The organism is Amycolatopsis albidoflavus, assembly GCF_039525725.1.
GTDB lineage: Bacteria > Actinomycetota > Actinomycetes > Mycobacteriales > Pseudonocardiaceae > Amycolatopsis > Amycolatopsis albidoflava.
In genome coordinates this window covers 545,638-564,955 of sequence record NZ_BAAAHV010000005.1, presented here as the reverse complement: position 1 = coordinate 564,955, position 19,318 = coordinate 545,638, and the positions used below count along the sequence as shown (strand labels likewise).

Annotated in this window: 19 protein-coding genes; 11 read left to right on the top strand and 8 right to left on the bottom strand. The window is 68.9% G+C overall.

The features are described from left to right. Positions 1–3 precede the first annotated feature (3 nt). The 3 genes from ABD156_RS07125 to ABD156_RS07115 are packed head-to-tail and all read left to right on the top strand — an operon-like array spanning position 4 to position 3,833. Positions 4–2,820: a vitamin B12-dependent ribonucleotide reductase gene (locus ABD156_RS07125; RefSeq protein ID WP_344267946.1), complete on the top strand. Its 2,817-nt coding sequence runs from the start codon at positions 4–6 to the stop codon at positions 2,818–2,820. Between the two features lie 51 nt (positions 2,821–2,871). Continuing rightward, positions 2,872–3,408 carry a prevent-host-death protein gene (locus ABD156_RS07120; protein ID WP_344267944.1) on the top strand — a complete coding sequence of 179 codons (537 nt, stop codon included), beginning with the start codon at positions 2,872–2,874 and terminating at the stop codon, positions 3,406–3,408. Beyond that, positions 3,405–3,833 carry a cytotoxic translational repressor of toxin-antitoxin stability system gene (locus ABD156_RS07115; protein ID WP_344267943.1) on the top strand — a complete coding sequence of 143 codons (429 nt, stop codon included), beginning with the start codon at positions 3,405–3,407 and terminating at the stop codon, positions 3,831–3,833. Before ABD156_RS07120 ends, ABD156_RS07115 begins: the two co-directional genes overlap by 4 nt. 14 nt (positions 3,834–3,847) lie before the next feature. On the opposite strand, the gene ABD156_RS07110 is transcribed toward ABD156_RS07115, so the two are convergent. From ABD156_RS07110 to ABD156_RS07100, 3 genes are read right to left on the bottom strand one after another with little or no spacing between them, the layout of a single operon-like run. Beyond that, the gene (locus tag ABD156_RS07110) at positions 3,848–4,240 is read right to left on the bottom strand and encodes a tautomerase family protein (protein ID WP_344267942.1); all 393 of its coding nucleotides are present in this window, start codon (positions 4,238–4,240) and stop codon (positions 3,848–3,850) included. 10 nt (positions 4,241–4,250) lie between these two features. Further along, on the bottom strand, positions 4,251–4,781 hold the full coding sequence (locus tag ABD156_RS07105; protein WP_344267941.1) for a DUF4865 family protein: 531 nt from the start codon (positions 4,779–4,781) through the stop codon (positions 4,251–4,253). A 5-nt stretch (positions 4,782–4,786) separates the two neighbouring features. Continuing rightward, entirely contained in the window at positions 4,787–5,344 is a 558-nt protein-coding gene (locus tag ABD156_RS07100) for a TetR/AcrR family transcriptional regulator (protein ID WP_344267939.1), read from the bottom strand. A gap of 135 nt (positions 5,345–5,479) precedes the next feature. Between ABD156_RS07100 and ABD156_RS07095 the strand changes: the two genes are divergently transcribed. From ABD156_RS07095 to ABD156_RS07085, 3 genes are read left to right on the top strand one after another with little or no spacing between them, the layout of a single operon-like run. Beyond that, the gene (locus ABD156_RS07095; protein WP_344267937.1) at positions 5,480–6,301 is read left to right on the top strand and encodes a S1 family peptidase; all 822 of its coding nucleotides are present in this window, start codon (positions 5,480–5,482) and stop codon (positions 6,299–6,301) included. A 5-nt stretch (positions 6,302–6,306) separates the two neighbouring features. Then, positions 6,307–6,795, top strand: a complete 489-nt coding sequence (locus tag ABD156_RS07090; RefSeq protein WP_344267935.1) for a hypothetical protein — start codon at positions 6,307–6,309, stop codon at positions 6,793–6,795. 53 nt (positions 6,796–6,848) lie between these two features. Further along, complete coding sequence (locus tag ABD156_RS07085; protein WP_344267933.1) at positions 6,849–7,436, top strand: hypothetical protein; 588 nt, start codon at positions 6,849–6,851, stop codon at positions 7,434–7,436. On the opposite strand, the gene ABD156_RS07080 is transcribed toward ABD156_RS07085, so the two are convergent. After that, complete coding sequence (locus ABD156_RS07080) at positions 7,433–9,442, bottom strand: prolyl oligopeptidase family serine peptidase (RefSeq protein ID WP_344267931.1); 2,010 nt, start codon at positions 9,440–9,442, stop codon at positions 7,433–7,435. The genes ABD156_RS07085 and ABD156_RS07080 overlap by 4 nt on opposite strands. Before the next feature lie 107 nt (positions 9,443–9,549). On the opposite strand from ABD156_RS07080, the gene ABD156_RS07075 reads away from it, so the two are divergent. Beyond that, positions 9,550–10,452 (top strand): neutral zinc metallopeptidase, encoded by a 903-nt coding sequence (locus ABD156_RS07075; protein WP_344267929.1) that lies wholly within the window; start codon positions 9,550–9,552, stop codon positions 10,450–10,452. Here ABD156_RS07075 and ABD156_RS07070 read toward each other — a convergent pair. Then, positions 10,445–11,023 (bottom strand): TIGR03086 family metal-binding protein, encoded by a 579-nt coding sequence (locus ABD156_RS07070; protein ID WP_344267927.1) that lies wholly within the window; start codon positions 11,021–11,023, stop codon positions 10,445–10,447. The genes ABD156_RS07075 and ABD156_RS07070 overlap by 8 nt on opposite strands. An 81-nt stretch (positions 11,024–11,104) precedes the next feature. Between ABD156_RS07070 and pdxR the strand changes: the two genes are divergently transcribed. Both pdxR and ABD156_RS07060 read left to right on the top strand, forming a co-directional pair. Next, a complete protein-coding gene (gene pdxR, locus ABD156_RS07065) occupies positions 11,105–12,514 on the top strand; it encodes a MocR-like pyridoxine biosynthesis transcription factor PdxR (protein ID WP_344267925.1) in 1,410 nt (469 codons plus the stop codon). A 98-nt stretch (positions 12,515–12,612) separates the two neighbouring features. Beyond that, complete coding sequence (locus ABD156_RS07060) at positions 12,613–13,044, top strand: CBS domain-containing protein (RefSeq protein WP_344267923.1); 432 nt, start codon at positions 12,613–12,615, stop codon at positions 13,042–13,044. A 4-nt stretch (positions 13,045–13,048) separates the two neighbouring features. On the opposite strand, the gene ABD156_RS07055 is transcribed toward ABD156_RS07060, so the two are convergent. Next, entirely contained in the window at positions 13,049–14,572 is a 1,524-nt protein-coding gene (locus ABD156_RS07055; RefSeq protein ID WP_344267921.1) for a DUF4139 domain-containing protein, read from the bottom strand. A 124-nt stretch (positions 14,573–14,696) separates the two neighbouring features. On the opposite strand from ABD156_RS07055, the gene ABD156_RS07050 reads away from it, so the two are divergent. Beyond that, complete coding sequence (locus tag ABD156_RS07050) at positions 14,697–16,427, top strand: Xaa-Pro dipeptidyl-peptidase (RefSeq protein ID WP_344267919.1); 1,731 nt, start codon at positions 14,697–14,699, stop codon at positions 16,425–16,427. Here ABD156_RS07050 and ABD156_RS07045 read toward each other — a convergent pair. Next, positions 16,403–17,044 (bottom strand): response regulator, encoded by a 642-nt coding sequence (locus ABD156_RS07045; protein WP_344268544.1) that lies wholly within the window; start codon positions 17,042–17,044, stop codon positions 16,403–16,405. The two genes, ABD156_RS07050 and ABD156_RS07045, sit on opposite strands and share 25 nt — an antisense overlap. Continuing rightward, positions 17,041–18,177 (bottom strand): sensor histidine kinase, encoded by a 1,137-nt coding sequence (locus tag ABD156_RS07040; protein ID WP_344267917.1) that lies wholly within the window; start codon positions 18,175–18,177, stop codon positions 17,041–17,043. The genes ABD156_RS07045 and ABD156_RS07040 overlap by 4 nt, the downstream gene beginning before the upstream one ends. Before the next feature lie 90 nt (positions 18,178–18,267). Between ABD156_RS07040 and ABD156_RS07035 the strand changes: the two genes are divergently transcribed. Further along, positions 18,268–19,119 (top strand): M23 family metallopeptidase, encoded by an 852-nt coding sequence (locus tag ABD156_RS07035; protein ID WP_344267915.1) that lies wholly within the window; start codon positions 18,268–18,270, stop codon positions 19,117–19,119. The last annotated feature ends 199 nt before the right edge of the window (positions 19,120–19,318 follow it).

The window sequence follows — 19,318 nt, the reverse complement described above, 5'->3', positions numbered from 1 at the left end:
CGCATGACCGAAACCGTGGGAACCGGCGCGGCGGCCGGACAGAACAAGAAGCCGAACAAGGGCCTCACCGTCCGGCGGGTCTTCACCACCGAGGGGACCCACCCCTACGACGAGGTCGCGTGGGAGACCCGCGACGTCGTCATGACGAACTGGCGCGACGGCAGCGTCAACTTCGAGCAGCGCGGGGTCGAATTCCCCGAGTTCTGGTCGGTCAACGCCACCAACATCGTCACCAGCAAGTACTTCCGCGGCGCCGTCGGCAGCCCGCAGCGCGAGAGCAGCCTCAAGCAGCTCATCGACCGCGTGGTGCGCACCTACGTGAAGGCCGCCGCCGAGCACGACTACTTCGCCGGTCCGTCCGACCTCGAGATCTTCGAGCACGAGCTCACCTGGATGCTGCTGCACCAGGTCTTCAGCTTCAACTCCCCGGTGTGGTTCAACGTCGGCACCTCCTCGAAGCAGCAGGTGTCCGCCTGCTTCATCCTCGCCGTCGACGACACGATGGAGTCGATCCTCAACTGGTACCGCGAGGAAGGCCTGATCTTCAAGGGCGGTTCCGGCGCGGGCCTCAACCTCTCGCGCATCCGGTCCTCGAAGGAACTGCTCACCTCCGGCGGCACCGCGTCCGGCCCGGTCTCGTTCATGCGCGGCGCCGACGCGTCCGCGGGCACCATCAAGTCCGGCGGAGCCACCCGGCGTGCGGCGAAGATGGTCGTGCTCGACGTCGACCACCCGGACATCGAGGAGTTCATCCAGACCAAGGCGCGCGAAGAGGAAAAGATCAAGGTCCTGCGCGACGCCGGGTTCGACATGGACCTCTCCGGCTCCGACATCTCCTCGGTGCAGTACCAGAACGCGAACAACTCGGTCCGCGTCTCCGACGAGTTCATGCACGCCGTCGAGAACGGCACCGACTTCGGCCTGCGCGCCCGGCTCACCGGCGAGGTCATCGACCGCACCGACGGGAAGAAGCTGTTCCGCAGCATGGCGCAGGCGGCGTGGGAATGCGCCGACCCGGGCATCCAGTACGACAGCACCATCAACGACTGGCACACCTGCCCCGAATCGGGCCGGATCACCGCGTCCAACCCGTGCAGCGAGTACATGCACCTCGACAACTCGAGCTGCAACCTCGCGTCGCTCAACCTGCTGAAGTTCGTGTCCGAAGAGGGCACGTTCGACGCGCCGCTGTTCGCGAAGGCCGTCGAGTTCGTCATCACCGCGATGGACATCTCGATCTGCTTCGCCGACTTCCCGACCGAGCCGATCGCCGACACCACGCGCAAGTTCCGCCAGCTCGGCATCGGCTACGCCAACCTCGGCGCGCTGCTGATGGCGCTGGGCCACGCGTACGACTCCGAGGGCGGCCGCGCGCTCGCCGCCGCGATCACGTCCCTGATGACCGGCGTGTCCTACCGTCGCTCGGCCGAGCTGGCCGGCGTCGTCGGACCGTACGAGGGCTACGCCCGCAACGCCGAGGCGCACCAGCGCGTCATGCGCAAGCACGCCGCGGCCAACGAGCTGGTCCGCACCTATCACGGCAACGACGCGGCGGTTCGCGCGCTCGCGTCGCAGGAATGGCAGCAGGGCATCGAACTCGGCACGCGCAACGGCTGGCGCAACGCGCAGGCCTCGGTGCTCGCGCCCACCGGCACCATCGGCTTCATGATGGACTGCGACACCACCGGTATCGAGCCGGACTTCTCGCTGGTGAAGTTCAAGAAGCTCGTCGGCGGCGGGTCGATGCAGATCGTGAACCAGACCGTGCCGCGCGCGCTGCGGGTGCTGGGCTACCAGGCCGAGCAGGTCGAGGCGATCGTCGAGTACGTCGCGCAGCACGGCCACGTGGTCGACGCGCCGGGCCTGCGCCCCGAGCACTACGAGGTGTTCGACTGCGCGGTCGGCGACCGGTCCATCGCGCCGATGGGCCACGTGCGGATGATGGCCGCGGTGCAGCCGTTCATCTCGGGCGCGATCTCGAAGACGGTCAACATGCCGGAGTCGGCGACGGTCGAGGACGTCGAGGAGATCTACTTCCAGGGCTGGAAACTCGGCCTCAAGGCGCTCGCGATCTACCGCGACAACTGCAAGGTCGGCCAGCCGCTGTCCACGGGCAAGAAGAAGGAAGCCGCGGCGGAGACCGAGCCGGAGAAGGTCGTCGAATACCGCCCGGTGCGCCGCCGCCTGCCGAAGAAGCGCCCGAGCCAGACGGTGTCGTTCACCGTCGGCGGTGCCGAGGGCTACCTGCACGCGGGCTCGTACCCGGACGACGGTCTCGGCGAGATCTTCGTGAAGCTCGGCAAGCAGGGCTCCACTCTGTCGGGCGTGATGGACGCCTTCTCGATGTCGATCTCGGTCGGCCTGCAGCACGGCATTCCGCTCGAGTTCTACGTCTCGAAGTTCTCCAACCTGCGCTTCGAACCGGCGGGCATGACCGACGACCCGGACATCCGGATCGCCACGAGCGTCATGGACTACCTGTTCCGCCGCTTGGCACTCGACTACCTGCCGTACGAAAAGCGGGCCCAGCTGGGCATCTTCACCGCGGACGAACGCTCCGCGGAGGTCGAGGCGAACTACGGCGGGCAGAACCTCGAGATCGAGGCGCTGCGCAGCAGTGTGGATTCGTCGCCCGCCCGCGCGGAAGAGTCCGCATCGGACACCTCCGGGCGTGACGCGCACAGCACGGCCGAGCTGATGGAACTGCACCTCGGCAAGGCGGCGGACGCACCGCTCTGCATGACCTGCGGAACCAAGATGAGGCCCGCCGGATCGTGCTACGCCTGCGAGGGCTGCGGGGCTACTTCCGGCTGCAGCTGAGGGCGAGCGTTTCTTCGCCGGCTGAACGATTGATCGGAGCTGGGGCAGCAGGTGCTGCCCCAGCTCCGTTTTTTGTGTGCCGGCGATCCCGCCCACCATCGTAAGTACTTCAAGTACTTGACGTACTTGGTTCGGCGAGGCAAGCTGGTGGAGACCGGCTGGGAGGCTGACATGTCTGCTGTGCACTACGACAGCTACACCGATGCGCGTGCACATTTGAAGGATTTGCTGGATGCCGCTGAGAAAGGGGTCGTCGCGACTGTCCGGCGCGATTCCGCGACGACCGCTGTGGTGGATGTCGTGCGCCTGCGCCACGTTCTCGCGTCAGTCGTTCCGTCGCACGCTCAGGTCGTCCCTGAAGCCGGCGGCTGGTCGGTGTTCCTGCCGGGGCTGCCGGTGTCCGCGGACGGCGCGTCGTTCGACGAGGCGGTCGACGAAATGGTCGACGCCCTGCGGGAGTACGCGCAGGACTGGCAGGAGCGGCTGCTGAACGCTCCGAACCACCGGGACAACTGGGGGCTGGTGCAGCTGATCAGCTTCAGCGACGACGCGCAGCTGCGTGACTGGCTTGTCGGTGCCGCACAATGACTTCCTGGCCGCAGCCGACCCGCAGCGACCACCAGACGTTCTGCAAGGTCGAAGAATGGCGAAGAGTGCGAGACGCGCGCGGGCGAACCGGAACGCATCACGTCACGTACGAGCTCGATCTTGCCGACGGCCGGATTCTCCGCACCCGCATCTCGCATCCGGTGGACCGCGGCGGCTATGGACCGGGCCTGTGGAACCACATTCTCCGGGATCAGCTCGACGTCGAGGAACCGGAATTCTGGTCCTGCGTGCAGGATGGCGTCAAACCGGCTCGCGGGACGCCGGAGCCGCCTGCCGGAGCCCTGCCCGCCGATCTCGTGTACCTGCTGCTCTCGCGCGTGGGTCTCGAAGAGTCGGAGGTGGCCGGGATGAGCAAGGACGAGGCGGTGGCCAGGGTTGAGCGCTACTGGACCGAAAATGCTTGATCGGGCGAGGACGTTCAGGGCGTTGACGGCAGCATCTGCGCGACCCCCTCGCCGAACGACCAGTCCACCTCGTGGTTTTCCGTCAGGCTGAAGAACACATTCCTCGGCTCGATCCCCGTCGACTCGGCGATCAGTTCGGTCGCTCGCCGGTACAGCGCGGTTTTCTGGTCGTTCGTGCGGCCGGCGCGCATCGTGATGGCGATGTACACGATGTCGTCGTCGCGGTGGACACCGAAGTAGTCGGGGTCGTAGCGCAAGCGGTCGGCGGTGTGGCTGTTCAGGATCTGGAATCGGTCGTCGGCGGGGACGTCGATGGTTTCGGTCATCGCCTGGTGCACCGCTTCGCCGATGGCGGGGAGGCGGCCGGCGTTCGGTTCGGACAGCACGTCGATACGGACGAGCGGCATGGGAGACCTTTCAGTTCAGCTGGTCGAGATTCGGTTGGGACAGGTGAAGCACCCGGTAGCGGACGTCGGTGTCCTCGGTCGGATCGGTGGTCCAGAGGGTGAAGCGCACGACTTCCCAGCGGTGCGGGTCGATGGCCAACGCAGTGGTGTGCACGGCCGGGTTTTGGGACTGTCGCGCGAGTTCTTCGAGTTCGCGTTCGATCGCGGCGGAGTCCGCGGGCAGCGGGCGTACGCGTTTGGTCGCGAACTCCGGGGCGGTCGCTCGCGCCGGACCGGCGAGACAGCGAGCGCCGGTCCAATGCCGCACGGGCGGTCGGCCGAAATCCTGGACTATGCCGTCGAATCCTCCTCCGCCCCAGAGGAATCGGCTCATTCCGGCGGTGTCGGTCCACAGGTAGAACGGCGCATAGTGGTTGTCACGCACCAAATACGCTTTGAGACCCAGTCCGGGGAACGCGTCGGTGCGGTGGCCCCGGGTGGCGACTCGGTGCTCGATGTCGTAGCCGTCCGGCAGGTCGATCTCGTACTGCATCGCGTACATCGGCGTCACCGCCGGCCGAGGAGGGCGAGTGCTCCGCGGATCGCTTGGTCGAACGGCTCGACCGTGCCGGACGAGCGGGCGAGGACGTACCCGCCCTGCAGCACTGCGACCAGTGCGGTTGCTGTCTCGGCCGGGTCGAGGTCGCTCGGCAGTTCGTCGTTCGCGATGCCCTCGGCGAGCACTTCGGAGAGGCGGCCGCGCAGCCAATCGAACGTTTCCTCCAGCGGGGCACGCAATTCCGGGTTCGTGACGATCTCGGGATCTAGCGCCAGGCGGCCGACCGGGCAGCCGCGGAGGACGTCCCGTTCGCGCAGCAGGTAGGCGGAAACGCGGTCGACCGCGGTCTCGCCCTGGGCGAAAGCGGCCTCGGCGGAGGCGCGCAGATCGTCGGCGTTCTGCCGGATAGCGGCGAGCGCCAGGTCGGCCTTGCCGGCGAAGTGGTGGTACATGCTGCCCTGCCCGGCTCCGGCGCGCTGCTGGATCGCCTTCGGGCTGGTGCCGACGTACCCCCGCTCCCACAGCAGGTCCTGAGTGCTCGCGATGAGCTGGTCTCTGGTGGACATGACGAGAGCGTACATACTAGTAGGTACAGAGACAAGCATGGGGGCAGGCCCTACCGCGGGGAGACCGGCTGACCGCATGGTCCGGATGATCTTGACCCGGCAGGCTGGTCGCGAGCCGAAGGAAGGGGCTTCTCCGTGATCAAGTCTGCTGGCCGCCGGGCGGTCGCCGTGACGATGGCCGCCGCGGTGTGTGCCACCCTGTTTTCGACCGGCACTGCCGAGGCGATCGTGAAGGGCGGCGATTCGACGCAGCGTTACCCGTTCATGGCTTCCATCCCGGAGAGGGTCGACCAGACCGGCGACCGCGGCGTGTGCGGCGCCTCTCTGATCGACCCGCAGTGGGTGGTGACGGCGGGTCACTGTGTGGACTCCACCCTGGTGGCGCCAGACGGCACCGTCCGCATCGGCAGCGAGCGACAGCATTCCGGCGGCACCGTCCGGAGGATCGCGCAGGTGATCACGCATCCGGGTTACGCGCTGCAGAGCGAGACCATTCCCTTCAACCGCAACGATGTCGCGTTGATCAAGCTGGACCGTCCCGTCACCGAGAAACCGATCCGGCTGGCGTCGAGCCCCGGTGCGCCCGGTACGCCGACGCGGCTGCTCGGGTTCGGCACCACCGTGGACACGAACGACGCAGCCAAAGCGCGATTCGCGGAACGGTTGCAGGAGCTGGACGTTCGACGCGGCGCGGAGTCCGAGTGCGGTCCGGGTTACGCGGGGCGGATGCGGTTGTGCACGGTCAGCCCCAGGCCGGAAGCGATGGCGTGCATCGGCGATTCCGGTGGTCCGCAGATCCGGCGCGGAGCTGGTGGGCGGTGGGAGCTGATCGGAGTGACTTCGGGGCCGGGCACCGCGCGCCCGGCGTGTGCGGGCGGGCCCGGGCTGTACACCAGCGTGCCCGCGTACGCCGACTGGATCCGGCGGACGATCCGGGCGAACCGGGGAGGAAACTAGCGGTCATGACTCTCGTGTCGGCGGGCTATCGCGCTGTGCGCCGGACAAGCGAACTCGTGTCGATCAGCGAGTGCGTCACTGAGGTGCACGACGACTGGTTCCGCGCTCTCGCCCCCGCTCGGCAAACCGGGCTTGACGTGCTCGAAGTGGGCTTCGCGCCGGAGGAAGCCGAGCCGATCGTCCGCGAAATCGTCGAGGACGGCTGGAATCGCGAGACCAGCGTCGTCGTCGGGCGGATCGAGGAAGGCGCGAGCACGTCCGGCGAGTTGCTCGGCTTCGAGCTGGTCGGTTACGACGGCGGACTCTGGCACACCTGGCGCTGCCTCGGCGGCCTGGTCGACGACGTCCGTGCGGCCACCGGCGTCGTGCCCGGTCGCTACGGGCTGATCGAGGCCGCGGCCGCGGCCCGCCAGGCTGCCCGCTGGCTCACCGAATCCGGCCTTGGCGACCCGAAAGTGTTCCACTGGGCCGCCGCCGCGCTGTTAGTCCCGTAGCTCCACCGAATCTCCACAACCTCCCCGCCGCACCGGCACATCCAGGCGGCAGCATGACCGCCGTGGACTGGAGTGCGGTGTTCGAGGCGGAGGCGCGGCGGCGGAAGGTCCGGCCGCAGCCGGCGTGGGGGAGCGGGGTGCGGCTGGATCCGGTGGTGGCGCGCAGCGTCCGGCGGTTCCAGCGGCAGCCGGACGAGCTGACCGCGCAAGACCGGCGGCTGGTCGCCCGGTTGCTCGAAACCGCTGGCCAGGCAAGGAAAAGCGACGTGATGAGCCAGCTGATCTCCGACGTTCTCGCGCTTGGCTACTACCGCGCGTTGCGGGACGGCACCCGCGATCCGGTCACCGTGGAGGTCGCCGCACGCGTGTTCGCCGGGCTGGAACGGCGCCTCGGTTATCACGTGGACCGGTTGCGGCGGCAAAGAATCGCGGCCTCGGTGAAGTGGCGAGCCAGAGCGGTGCTGGAAACCGGCGGCGTACTGGTCGGCCACGGACGCGCGTTGCGGAGGCTCGGGGTGCCGTGGCTCGCGTTCGTCACCGACGCCTGGGCGCGGTTCGAGCAGGCCCTCGTCGATGTCCACAGAGGACCGTCGGTACGCCCGGGGCCGCGCGTGCGAGCGCGGCCCCGGGATCTGGTCTAGGAAAGCTTCGACCAGAGGAATTCGTACGCGACCGCCGAACGGAACGCGAGTTGTTCGTTGTCCGCGGCCGCTCCGTGGCCGCCTTCGATGTTCTCGAAGTACTCCACGTCGTGGCCCTGCTCGCGCATCCGGGCGACCATCTTGCGCGCGTGCCCGGGGTGCACGCGGTCGTCGCGGGTGGAGGTGACGACGAGGATCGGCGGATACTCGACGTCGGTCGAAACGTTGTGGTACGGCGAGTATTTCGAGATGTACTCCCACTCTTCCGGGACGTCCGGGTCGCCCCATTCGGCCATCCACGAGGCCCCGGCAGGCAACAGGTGGTAGCGCTTCATGTCGAGCAGCGGCACCTGGCACACGATCGCGCTGAACAGCTCCGGGTAGCGGGTGAGCATGACGCCCATCAGCAGCCCGCCGTTGCTGCCGCCCTGGATGCCGAGCCGTTCCTTCGTCGTGATGCCCCGCGCGACCAGATCGCGCGCGACGGCGGCGAAGTCCTCGTACGCCTTGTGCCGGTTCTCCTTCACCGCCTGCATGTGCCATTCCGGGCCGTACTCGCCGCCGCCGCGGATGTTCGCGACCACGTACGTGCCGCCGCGCGACAGCCAGGACCGGCCGACGACCCCGCCGTACGACGGAGTCAGCGACACCTCGAAACCGCCGTACCCGTACAGCAGAGTCGGGCCGTTTTCCGCGCCGGGCGGACGGACGACGAAGTACGGGATCTTCGTGCCGTCGTCCGACGTCGCGAAGTACTGGCTGACCTCCATCCCGCTCGCGTCGAAGAACGCCGGCGCCTGCTTCAGCACCTCGACGTCGCCGCCGACGACACCGCGGGTGAGCGTGGACGGCTGGACGTAGCTGGAGGAATCCACCAGATATTCGTCGTCGACGTCCGGTTCGGTGTCGACGATCTGCGCACTGCCGAATTCCGGCGCACCGCCCAGTTCTGCCTCGGCCCATCCGTCCGGGCCCGGCGTCAGCACGCGCAGCTCCGACTTGACGTCGTGCAGCGTCGCGAGCAGCAAGTGGTTGCGGGTCCATGTGTAGTAGTCCAGCGAGGTGTGCGCGTCCGGGGTGAACAGCGCGGTGAAATCGCGGTCGCCGGATTTGAAGGCGTCGTAGCGGATCGCGAGCAGGGTGCCCGCCGGATGTTCGGTACCGCCGACGCTCCACGCGCTGCGCGGGTGCACGAGCAGCCATTCGCGGTGCGTGGACACCTCGACGTCCTCGGGCAGGTCCAGTTTGGCCAGCCCGGACGGGGTCCGCTCGAAGTACTCGGTGCGGTAGAAGTCGATCGCACGGCGCACGAAATCGCGTTCGAAGCCCTCGGTCGGGTCGTGCACCGCCATCACCGCGACGTCGTCCGGCTTGCCCTCGGCGACGAGCACCGCGTCTTCGATCGGGGTGCCGCGCCGCCATTCCTTCACCAGCCGCGGATAGCCGGACGTGGTGAGCGAGCCCGGGCCGAAGTCGGTTCCGATGTACACGCGGTCGGCGTCGATCCACCCGATCCGGTGCTTCGCCTCGGGCAGGGTGTAGCCGTCCGCCACGAACTCGTGCGCGTCGAGGTCGAACTCGCGGATGACGGTCGCGTCCGCGCCGCCCCGCGACAGCTGGACAAGGCCGAGCCGGTGCCCGGGACGCAGCACCGCGGCGCCCTTCCAGACCCAGTTCTCGTCCTCGGCCGCGGCGAGCGCGTCGACGTCGAGCAGGATTTCCCAGTCCGGTTCGCCGGTGCGGTACTGCTCCAGCGTCGTGCGCCGCCACAGCCCGCGCGGGTGCTCGGCGTCCTGCCAGAAGTTGTAGTAGCGCGTCCCCCGGCGCGCGACGTACGGGATCCGGCCGCCCGCGTCGAGCACCTCGCGGATCGAGTCCCGCAGCTGCCCGAACCTCTCGCTCGCGGTGAGCACGTCCAGCGTCTCCGCGTTGCGCGAACGGACCCATTCGAGCGCCTCGTCGCCCGTCACGTCTTCCAGCCACAGGTACGGATCTTCGACAGTCATAGCGTCCAGTCTCGCTGCCGGTCGCGGATCAGGCCAGGAGCCCGGCGTTCCCGTTTCGTGATCCAGGGCGGCTCGCGGTCTCCGTATGCTGGTCGGGAGGGGGAGGAATGACGTATTACGCCGCAGCCTCGTGGCCGCCGCCACCACCGCCGCGGGCGCCGCGCCGAAGGCCGGGCAGGGCGCTGGGCGCGGTCGCCGCGGTGGCGATCGTCGCGGGCACGCTCGCGCTCATGGCCGTCGTGCCGCACGAGGTGTCCGGGCACGCGATCGCGGCCCCGGACGCCGACGCGATGCCGGACCGCCAGGACGCCAAACCGGTGCGCAAGCTCAGCGGCAACCCGTTGCTGGCCCAGGGGGTCGCGCTCGGTCCCGTGTCGTGCGACCTGCCGGAGCTGAGCCGGGACGCGGAGCAGCTCAAGACGTTCTACACCGCGCTGGTCGCCTGCCTGAAACAGGCGTGGCAGCCGGCGCTGGACAAAGCGGACGAGCCGAACCTGCCGGTCAAGGTGTCGGTCACGCTGCCGAAAACCAGCGCCTGCGGCAACGCGCCGTCCCGGGACGAAGCGGTCGCGTACTACTGCGGCGGCGACGCCACGATCTACGCGCCCACCGACTGGATGCTGGCGGACGCCGGGCTGAGCCGCGCCCGGCACCTGGCGACGCTCGCGCACGAGTACGGCCACCACGTCCAGCGCGAGAGCGGCATCCTCGACGCGGCGAGCGCCGAGATGGCTTCTCCGGAACCGACCAGCGACGCGGACAAGGCCGTCGTGCGCCGGATCGAGCTGCAGGCCAACTGTTTCGGCGCGCTGTTCCTGCACGCCGCGTCCGATCACGGGTCGATCAGCCGGGCCACCGCGAACGCCGCCGTCGCCGACTACGGCCGCGCCGACGACAGCGGCGACCACGGGACCCGCGCGAACCAGCTGGCCTGGGCGAAGGCCGGCTACACCGGAGCCGGCCCGGCTGCCTGCGACACCTGGTCGGCCCCGGCGGACAAGGTCAGCTGACCCGCCAGTCCGGGTCGCGGCCCAGCAGGCCGAGGAACTGGTCCAGTTCGCTTTCGTCGGTGCTGACGGGCACGACCGGCGCGAACGTCCCGCGCTCGATTCGGGCCTTCGGGTCGGCGGGGATCATGAGCGCGAACTGCAGTGCGGCGCGGACTGCCTCCGGCACCGGGTCGTACGCGACGTCGAGGGTCTTGGCCAGGTCCCAGCCGTGCGCGACAGTGTCGACGAGGTGCATGGCGATCGCGACTGTGCCGGTGAAGGTGCCGAAGGTGTTGATGGCGATCTGCCGTTCCGCGACGTCCGCTTCGCTGTACGCGGCGAGGTAGTCGGTCACCGAAGCTGCGTACGCGGCGTACGGGTCTTCGCCGAGCTGACCGCTGTCCCAGTCTTTCGCGGAGCCGTTGCGCGCTGCTTCGGCGAAGGCGTGGTTTTCGCTGACTTGGTGGCGGAGCAGGTCGGCGAGCGTCCAGCCGGCGCACGGCGTGGGCCGGTCGAGGTCCGCCGCGGTGGTCTTCGCGACGATGGGGTCGAGGACGAGCAGGGACTGCCGGTCGAGGTCGAACGTGGTCATGGCCTCACGCTAACCGGCGGATCGGTCCAGGAAGAGAGCCAAAGCGGAGCCATCCTCGGTGGACCAATCTAGGCTGGACGCGTGGACCTGCACCTGGACCTGTCCGGCACCCGCGGCCACCGCGACGAGATCTACCGCCAGATCCGCGAAGCGGTGCTCGACGGGCGGCTCCGCGACGGCGACGCGCTGCCGCCGACCCGGGAACTGGCGCACCAGTTGGCCGTTTCGCGCACCACCGTCACCGCCGCCTACGAACGCCTCACCGCGGAAGGATTCCTCGCCGGCCGGGTCGGAGCCGGCACTTACGTGCGGGCCGGCGCCGCGCCGCGTCCGGTCGAACCGGCCGGGCTCTCCGACGGCGTCCAGCCGCGTCCAGAGTGGACAGACGTACCTGCGCCGCCGAAAGCGTTCACCGACCCGCCGGAGTTCGATTTCCGTGCTGGAGTGCCGGATGTGCGGCTGTTTCCGTTCGACACCTGGCGTCGGCTGATGACCCAGTCGTTGCGCGGTTCCCGCGCGGAGCTGATGACTTACGGCGAACCGCAAGGCGATCCCCGGCTGCGCACCGAGCTCGCGCGGCACCTCGCGGTGTCCCGGAATGTTCGCGTACGACCCGAACACCTCGTGATCACCTCGGGCGCGCAGCAGACGATCGACCTCGTCGCCCGGGTCCTGCTGCGGCCGGGCGACCTGGCTGCGGTCGAGGATCCCGGTTACCCGCCGCCGCGCTTGTTGCTGGGCACGCTCGGCGTACGCGTCGCGCCGGTTCCGGTGGACGACGAGGGCATCGTGGTCGACGCGATCCCGCCGGGCACTCGCCTGGTGCACGTGACGCCGTCGCACCAGTACCCGCTCGGTGTCGCGATGTCGCCGTCTCGCCGTCGAGCGTTGCTGGATTGGGCTGAGGACAACGGGGCCGTAGTGGTCGAGGACGATTACGACACCGAGTTCCGCTACTCCGGACGTCCGCTGGAACCGTTGCACAGCTTGGATTCCCATGGCCGGGTGGTCTACGTCGGTTCGTTCTCGAAGGTCCTGTCGCCCGCGCTGCGGCTGGGTTTTCTCGCCGCGCCGCCCGCGCTGGCGGAGGCGATCGTGAAGGCGAAATATCTCGCCGACTGGCATTCCCCGGGCATCGAGCAGGCGGTGGTCGCGGCGTTCATCGCCGAGGGCGGGTTCGCCCGGCACGTCCGCCGGATGCGCGGCATCTACCGTGCCCGCCACGACCTGCTCGTGGACGGTCTGCGGACCGAATTCGGCGACGTGCTGGAGCCGGTGCCCGCGTCGGCCGGTCTGCACCTGAGCGCGTCGGCGGACCGGGACCTGCGCGGCTTCGCGCGGAAGGCGACCGGGGCGGGCGTCCGGCTGTTCTCGCTCGGCGATTTCTCCGTGGCGGCGCGGCGGCACGGACTGCTGTTCGGCTACGGCGCGATCGCGACCGACCGGATCGGACCCGGGCTCGCCCGGTTGCGCCGGGTGTTCGACGGATGAGCGCGTTACCACGAACGGACGCATCCCGCTGGACTTTCGCACACGGCAGCGGGGCCCTAACCTGATGTGACCCGACTCACCGAGGAGAGGGCATCGCCATGCGGATTGCGGATGTGCTTCAGCGCAAGGGCGCGACGGTCGCCACTGTGTCGCCGGGTACCACGGTCGCCGAGCTGCTGGCGGGGCTCGCCCGGCACAACGTCGGCGCGATGGTCGTGGTGGACGCCGAAGGCGGGATCGCCGGGATCGTGTCCGAACGCGACGTCGTGCGCAGGCTCAACGACCACGGTCCCTCGGTCCTGCAGGGGCCGGTCGCGGACATCATGACCACCATGGTCGCGAGCTGCACCCCGGACGATCCGGTGGACCAGCTCAGCGTGGTGATGACCGAACGGCGGATCCGGCACGTGCCGGTGCTCGACGGCGGGCGCCTCGCCGGGATCGTGAGCATCGGCGACGTGGTGAAGATCCGGATGGAGCAGCTGGAACAGAGCCAGGAACAGCTGGAGGCCTACATCTCCCAGGGCTGACGGCTCACTCGCGCCAGCCGCTGAGCTCGACGCCCTTCGCGACGTCCACCCGGTAGCCGAGCGAGACCGTCGCGGACGCCCCGGGCGCGATCGTGAGCCGCCAGGTGAACTGGCCCAGTTCGGTGCGCTCGACCGGCTCCGGGCTCAGCCGCAGGTCCCGCACGGTGATCGAGTCGTCCCGGGAGACCGGGGCCTGGTCGAGCACGGCTACCACGGCTTCGCGCGGGCTGTGGTTGGTCACTGTCGTCAGGTAATCGGCTTCGCGGCGGCGTTGCGTGGAGAACGTCGCCTTGCTGGCACTGCGCTTGACCAGTTCGCGTTCGACACGGATTCGGTCGTCGACGCCGAGGGCGAGTTCGAGTTCCTCGCCGGGAGCCCACAGCTCCAGTTGCGTGCTGCCGACGAATTCGGCTTCGTGGAACACTGCGGCGCGACCGGCGCGAAGCGTGTGCTCGGCGGTGTTGACCACCTTCGCGCGCAGGTAGGCCTCTTCAGCCTGCGTCGGCGCGGTCACGTAGTCGAGTTCGGCCGTGAGGTCCAGCTGCGCGAGCGTTGTCCGGTGGCCTTGCGCGCCGGACGGGATCGCGACCGGGCGCGCCGGGCGGTAGGTGACTGCGGTGGTGCCTTGCTCCACCGCGGAGAGCTTCGCGGCGAAGCCGTCTCGACCGGCTCCTGCTGCGCCGCCGTACGCCATCGCAGGGGCCGCCATCGCAGCTCGCGGCTGGGGTGGCGGAGGCTGCTGCCGATCCAGGTACCAGGGCTGGAGTTCCGGGATCACGACGGTGTTCGCCGGGCGAGCGGTCGACAGTGTCAGCTCGCACTCCGGCCAGTCCTCGCCGGTGTGCTGGCTGACGAGCCCGTACGAGGTGACCGTGACGTCGGTGCCGCGTACGCGGACGTCGTATCCCGGTTCCCAGCGCGCGCCGGGGACTACATAGGACAGTTCGATTTCGGCGGTGGCAGGGGATTCCAGCTCCACGGTGATCGTCGAACTGTCCTGTTCGGACTGTGCGCTGCGAGTTTCGATCTGACGGTCAAGCGCAGCAAGGTCTTCGCGCAGCCGTTCGAGCCTTGTGGCGAGCGCGCGACGTTCCTTGAGCGCCACCGCTAACTGCGTGCTGAGCGCTTCGCTCACTTCTTGCACGCGTCCCGGTTCGGCGTCACCGCCGGCCAACGCCTTCGCGAAGCTTGCTCCGCTGCGTCGTGAGACGCCGGTCAACAGGTCGACGCGCGCCGCAGCAGCGCTCTCGTCGTCCGCGACCTCGTCGACAGTCGCTTGATCCGCGCGTCGCTGCTCCACGAGCGCGCGCAGCGTCGGGTCCGCAGGCGCGGCGTGCTGCGCGTACGCGACGTCAACGCCGGTGACCAACGCGTCGCCCGAGCCGCTGACGCGCACCGAAGCAGCGTCGAGCGACAGGGGGAGACCCGTGATCTCTACGCGGGAACCGTCGGCCGGAGTGACTTGACAGCGACGGGTGACGCGCGCGTTCTGCGGATAGACCGTGACCGTGGCGATCGGTGCGTCCATGGCTCCGACGTTAGTCGGTTGACGCGAGTTGCGGTTGACGGAACTCTCAACTTGCTCGCCTGCTTCGTCCAGCTTGGGGGTTCTGGTGGGAGTTGCCGCTCGAGTCGCTGCCGTTTTCGTCGCAGTGGCCACGTTGTCCGTGCCCGCGGTCGCTGAAGCCGCTTCGCCGCCAGCGCCGGTTTTCACCGACGGTCAAGCACAGGCGGTCTTCGATCCGGCTGACGTCATCCGCGAGGACGTCTGGGTCACCGCGCCCGTCGACAGCGACCACGACGGGAAGCCTGACCTCGTACACGCGCAAGTGGTGCGTCCGCGCGCCACGGAGCAGGGCATGAAGGTGCCTGTCGTGTACGAAGCTAGCCCGTACTTCGCGGGCGGTAACGACGTGCCGAACCACGACGTCGACACCGAGCTGTACGTGCCGGGTCCGCATGTCGCGGCGCCGATCGGCTGGAGCTACCAGAACTACTTCACCGCGCGCGGATTCGCTGTCGTGTACGGCGAATCCCTCGGCACCGGGCTGTCCACCGGCTGTCCGACGACCGGCGACGTGAACGAGACCATCGGCGCGCGTTCGGTGGTCGACTGGCTGAACGGCCGCGCCGAAGCGCACGACAAGGCCGGCGCGCCCGTCGCGGCGAGCTGGAGCACCGGGAAGACCGGAATGATGGGCGTGTCCTACAACGGCACGCTGCCCAACGCCGTGGCGAGCACCGGTGTCGAAGGGCTCGAGACGATCGTGCCGATCGCTGCCATTTCGAGCTGGTACGGCTACTACCGCAACGCCGGCGCGGTCGTCGCTCCCGGCGGATATCAGGGTGAGGACACGGACGTGCTCGCCGGCTACGTCTACTCGCGCGCCGACCAGCAAGTCTGCCGTCCGGTGCTCGACGGCCTCACCGCCGATCAGGACCGGCTGACCGGGGACTACAGCCAGTTCTGGGACGTGCGGAACTACCGCGACGACGTCGGCAAGGTGCACGCGTCGGTGCTGGCGGTGCACGGGCTGAACGACTGGAACGTGAAGACCGAACAGGTCGCGACCTGGTATGAAGCGCTCAAGAAGCACGGCGTCGAGCACAAGATCTGGCTGCACCAGTCCGGCCACGCAGACCCGATTTCGCTGCGTCGCGACGTCTGGCTCACGACGTTGAACAAGTGGATGTCGCACTACCTCTACGGCGTCGACAACGGCATCGAGCGCGAGCCGAAGGCGACCATCCAGCGCGAGGACAAGTCGTGGGTCGACGAGGCCGAGTGGCCCGCGCCAGGCACTTCGGACGTCGAGCTGCACCCGTGGCCGGGCGGACGTTCGACCGGGACACTCGACCGGCAGCCGGTGCCAGGCCGTCCGACCGTCGAAACGCTGGCCGACGACGCGAGCAAGAAGATCGAACAGCTCGCCGACGCGGCGTCGTCCGGGAACCGCTTGCGCTACCGCACTTCCGCGACCACGGAGCCGGTGCGGCTGTCCGGCACCGCGAAGGCCGAGCTGCGGCTGTCGTTCGACCGCCCTGCCGCGAACGTCACCGCGGTGCTGCTGGACCGTGCGCCGGACGGCACTTCCCACGTGATCAGCCGGGGCTGGACGGACCCGCAGAACCGCGTCAGCCCGTCGATCACGTCGCCGATCACGCCCGGACAGCGGTACCGCATCGAGGTTTTGCTGATGCCGAAGGACTACATCGTGGCGGCCGGGCATCGGCTGGAGTTCGTGCTGGCCTCCAGCGACCACGACTTCACGCTGCGGCCGGAGCCGGGCACCGGGCTGGCGCTGGACCTGACCGGGACGACTGTGACGCTGCCGATCGTCGGCGGGAAGCAGGCGTTCTACTCGGCGATCCCGGCGCGGTAGGCGAAGGCGACGGCTTGCGCGCGGTCGCGCAGTCCTGCCTTGGCGAACAGGTGATTGACGTGCGTCTTCACCGTCGCCTCGCTGACTACGAGAGTGCGTGCGATTTCGGTGTTCGACAGGCCGGCCGCGATCAGCCGCAGCACCTCGACTTCGCGTGCGGTAAGGCCTTCCAGCTCCTTCGTGCGTACCGGGGAACGGCTCGTCGCAGCCGCTACCAGCCGTTGCTGGAGTGCGCCGTCCACAGTGGACTGACCGGCGGCGGCGGAACGGAGCGCGCGGACGATCGCGTCGGCGTCGGCGTCCTTCGTGAGGAACCCGCGTGCGCCTGCTTTGAGCGCGGCGAGCAGGGAATCGTCGTCGGCGTACGTGGTGAGGACGACTACCTCGGTCTTCGGATGCTGCGCGCGCACCAGTTCAGTGGTCTCGACGCCGTCGCGGTTCGGCATGCGCAGGTCGACGAGCAGTACGTCCGGCTGGTGCTCGGCGACAAGTTCGAGAGCCTGTACGCCGTCTGCCGCCGCGCCTACGACCTCGACGCCCGGCAGCAGCCCGAGGAGCGTGACGAGCCCTTCGCGCACTACGGCCTGGTCGTCGGCCAGCACCACGCGCAGCGTCACGCCGGCACTGTCAGCTGAATCCGCCATCCGTCCTCCCCAGGGCCGCATTCGAGCTTCCCGTTCAACAGCGCGGCCCGTTCGCCCATGCCTCGCAAACCGTATCCCGGCGACGGCGGCTCCGGCGGACGGCGGCCCTGGTGGTCGATGATCGTTAAGTCGACTTCGTCGTGGTTGAAGGCCACCGTGACGTCTACGGCGGGACCGCCCGCGTGTTTGCGCGAGTTCGCGAGGGCTTCCTGTACGGCGCGTACGAGCGTGGTGCCGACAGCTGCGTCTAGCTCGCGTGGTTCACCTTCGATCACCAGATCGGCGCGAGAGCCGGTGTCGAGCCTGTACGCGGCGAGAAGGTCCGACACCGAGCGCTCGACGGGTACCGCGTCTTCGCGCAGCGCGGCGACGGCCTCGCGTGCTTCGGCGAGACCGTCTGTCGCCAGCTTCTGCGCGCGTTCTATCTGCGCGAGAGACTCTTCGCTCGCACCGTCGCGGACCAGCATCAGGCGCGCGCCCTGAAGGTTGAGCGCGAGACCGGCGAGGGAGTGCGCGAGGACGTCGTGCAGTTCGCGGGCGATGCGCGCGCGTTCGGCGAGGGCGGCAGCGCGAGCGTGCTCCTCGCTCGCGGTCTGGGCGCGGGCCAGCGCGAGTTCGGTCTGTTCCAGCCGTTCCGCGCGACCCCGGCGGTTGATGGCGAGCAGCACCATCACGACGAGGATCGCGAAGAGGGCGACCGCGTTCAGCCAGTCGAGGTCGTAGGCGATCGACCAGATGAGGATCGCGGCCGAAGCCACGGCGAGCGCGACAGCCGCCGCGATCCGGCTGCTCACGCGCAGGGTGTAGAAGACCGCGCCGAACATCGTCGTCGAGGTCCAGCTGCTCGGCTGAAGGATCCAGAGCGCTCCCGCCGCGGCCACCACGGCGATCATGGTCGCGGGCATCAGCCAGCGCGGCTTCGACTCGCGGGTGAGCCACAGGGCCGGGACGGACAGTACGAGGATCAGCCCGATCAGCGGCCACGTCCACGGTCGCGCGTGCGGGATCGCGAACAGCGGCGGCACGGCGAGCACGCCCCAGCGCACCCAGTCGGCGCCCTCGAACCGCCGCCGGGCGTTGGCGAGCGAGGCCGCCGGTGTGCCCATGGGTCCTCCCCGTCGTCTTGTACGGAAAATGTACTTGCTCGGGCTTGGCTGGAGGGCGTCGGACATTTCCCCCACCAGGAGGTACGCCCCATGTCCAGGTTGAGACGGTTCGCGGCGGTCGCGGCCGCGGTGGCCTTGCCCGCGTGCGGCCTGACGCTCGCCGCCCAGTCGACGGCGTCCGCGGCCCCCAACTTCCAGGTGCCGTTCAAATGCGGCGTCACCGTCACCGCGGCGACCTTCAGCGGCCACAACCCGGCCAACTCGGTCGACTTCCAGAAGTCCGGCATCACCGGCATGCCGGTGCTCGCGGCCGCGCCCGGGACGGTCACGCGCGTCGCGAACGAGGGCAGCACCAGCTACGGCCGCTGGATCGAACTGGACCACGGCGGCGGCTGGCGGACCCGGTACGCGCACCTGTCCGAGCAGGAAGTCTCGGTGGGCCAGAGCGTCGGGCAGGGCAAGGAGATCGGCAAGGCGGGCGCGACCGGCGGGGTGACCGGACCGCACCTGCATTTCGAAGAAAACTTGAACGGCGTGACGCAGAAGGCCGTGCTGAACGGCGTCGCGGTGCCGTACTACGGCAAGAAGGACTTCACGAGCAAGAACGGCTGCGGCGGCAACCCGTACTCGGCGACGCAGGTGTGCGGGTCGGGATTCTCGGTGATCGACCAGCAGGCGCTGGGCACGGCGGGCACCGCGTACCTGCTGTACAACTCGTCCTCCAAAGAGAACTGCGTGACGACTCTGAAGGCGGTTTCGCTGGGGACCGCCAGCGCGGCTTCGGCGTTCCTGGAGGTGCAGGGCTCGACCAGGGCCACGGACTCGGGGAACTTCACCTACTACGCGGGTCCGGTGAAGAAGACCGCCGGTTCGACGTGCGTCAAGTGGGGCGGTTCGGTCGGCTCTTCGTCGTACGAGAGCCCGTTCGAACACTGCGGGTGAGTTTGTCTTGACCGATGCTGCCGGAGCCTTCTCAGTGGCTCCGGCAGCATTTGTCTATTGTGGACAGTGTTGGCCGATGCACATGCCACCGACAATTTCCGCCGGTTCTCTTCGCCGGTGACGCGGTTGTCCACAACGGCCCGCCGTCGTCCACAGATTTGCCTCGCGGGCCTTGACTCGCGTTTTTCCGGCGCACAGT

Excerpts from the sequence above, each read along its gene's own strand:
- ABD156_RS07090 (WP_344267935.1), top strand. The coding sequence starts at position 6,307 with ATGACTCTCGTGTCGGCGGGCTATCGCGCTGTGCGCCGGACAAGCGAA.
- ABD156_RS07080 (WP_344267931.1), bottom strand. The coding sequence starts at position 9,442 with ATGACTGTCGAAGATCCGTACCTGTGGCTGGAAGACGTGACGGGCGAC.
- ABD156_RS07110 (WP_344267942.1), bottom strand. The coding sequence starts at position 4,240 with ATGCCGCTCGTCCGTATCGACGTGCTGTCCGAACCGAACGCCGGCCGC.
- ABD156_RS07115 (WP_344267943.1), top strand. The coding sequence starts at position 3,405 with ATGACTTCCTGGCCGCAGCCGACCCGCAGCGACCACCAGACGTTCTGC.
- ABD156_RS07125 (WP_344267946.1), top strand. The coding sequence starts at position 4 with ATGACCGAAACCGTGGGAACCGGCGCGGCGGCCGGACAGAACAAGAAG.
- ABD156_RS07055 (WP_344267921.1), bottom strand. The coding sequence starts at position 14,572 with ATGGACGCACCGATCGCCACGGTCACGGTCTATCCGCAGAACGCGCGC.
- ABD156_RS07105 (WP_344267941.1), bottom strand. The coding sequence starts at position 4,781 with ATGTACGCGATGCAGTACGAGATCGACCTGCCGGACGGCTACGACATC.
- ABD156_RS07040 (WP_344267917.1), bottom strand. The coding sequence starts at position 18,177 with ATGGGCACACCGGCGGCCTCGCTCGCCAACGCCCGGCGGCGGTTCGAG.
- ABD156_RS07060 (WP_344267923.1), top strand. The coding sequence starts at position 12,613 with ATGCGGATTGCGGATGTGCTTCAGCGCAAGGGCGCGACGGTCGCCACT.
- ABD156_RS07035 (WP_344267915.1), top strand. The coding sequence starts at position 18,268 with ATGTCCAGGTTGAGACGGTTCGCGGCGGTCGCGGCCGCGGTGGCCTTG.
- ABD156_RS07100 (WP_344267939.1), bottom strand. The coding sequence starts at position 5,344 with ATGTCCACCAGAGACCAGCTCATCGCGAGCACTCAGGACCTGCTGTGG.
- ABD156_RS07075 (WP_344267929.1), top strand. The coding sequence starts at position 9,550 with ATGACGTATTACGCCGCAGCCTCGTGGCCGCCGCCACCACCGCCGCGG.
- ABD156_RS07070 (WP_344267927.1), bottom strand. The coding sequence starts at position 11,023 with ATGACCACGTTCGACCTCGACCGGCAGTCCCTGCTCGTCCTCGACCCC.
- ABD156_RS07085 (WP_344267933.1), top strand. The coding sequence starts at position 6,849 with ATGACCGCCGTGGACTGGAGTGCGGTGTTCGAGGCGGAGGCGCGGCGG.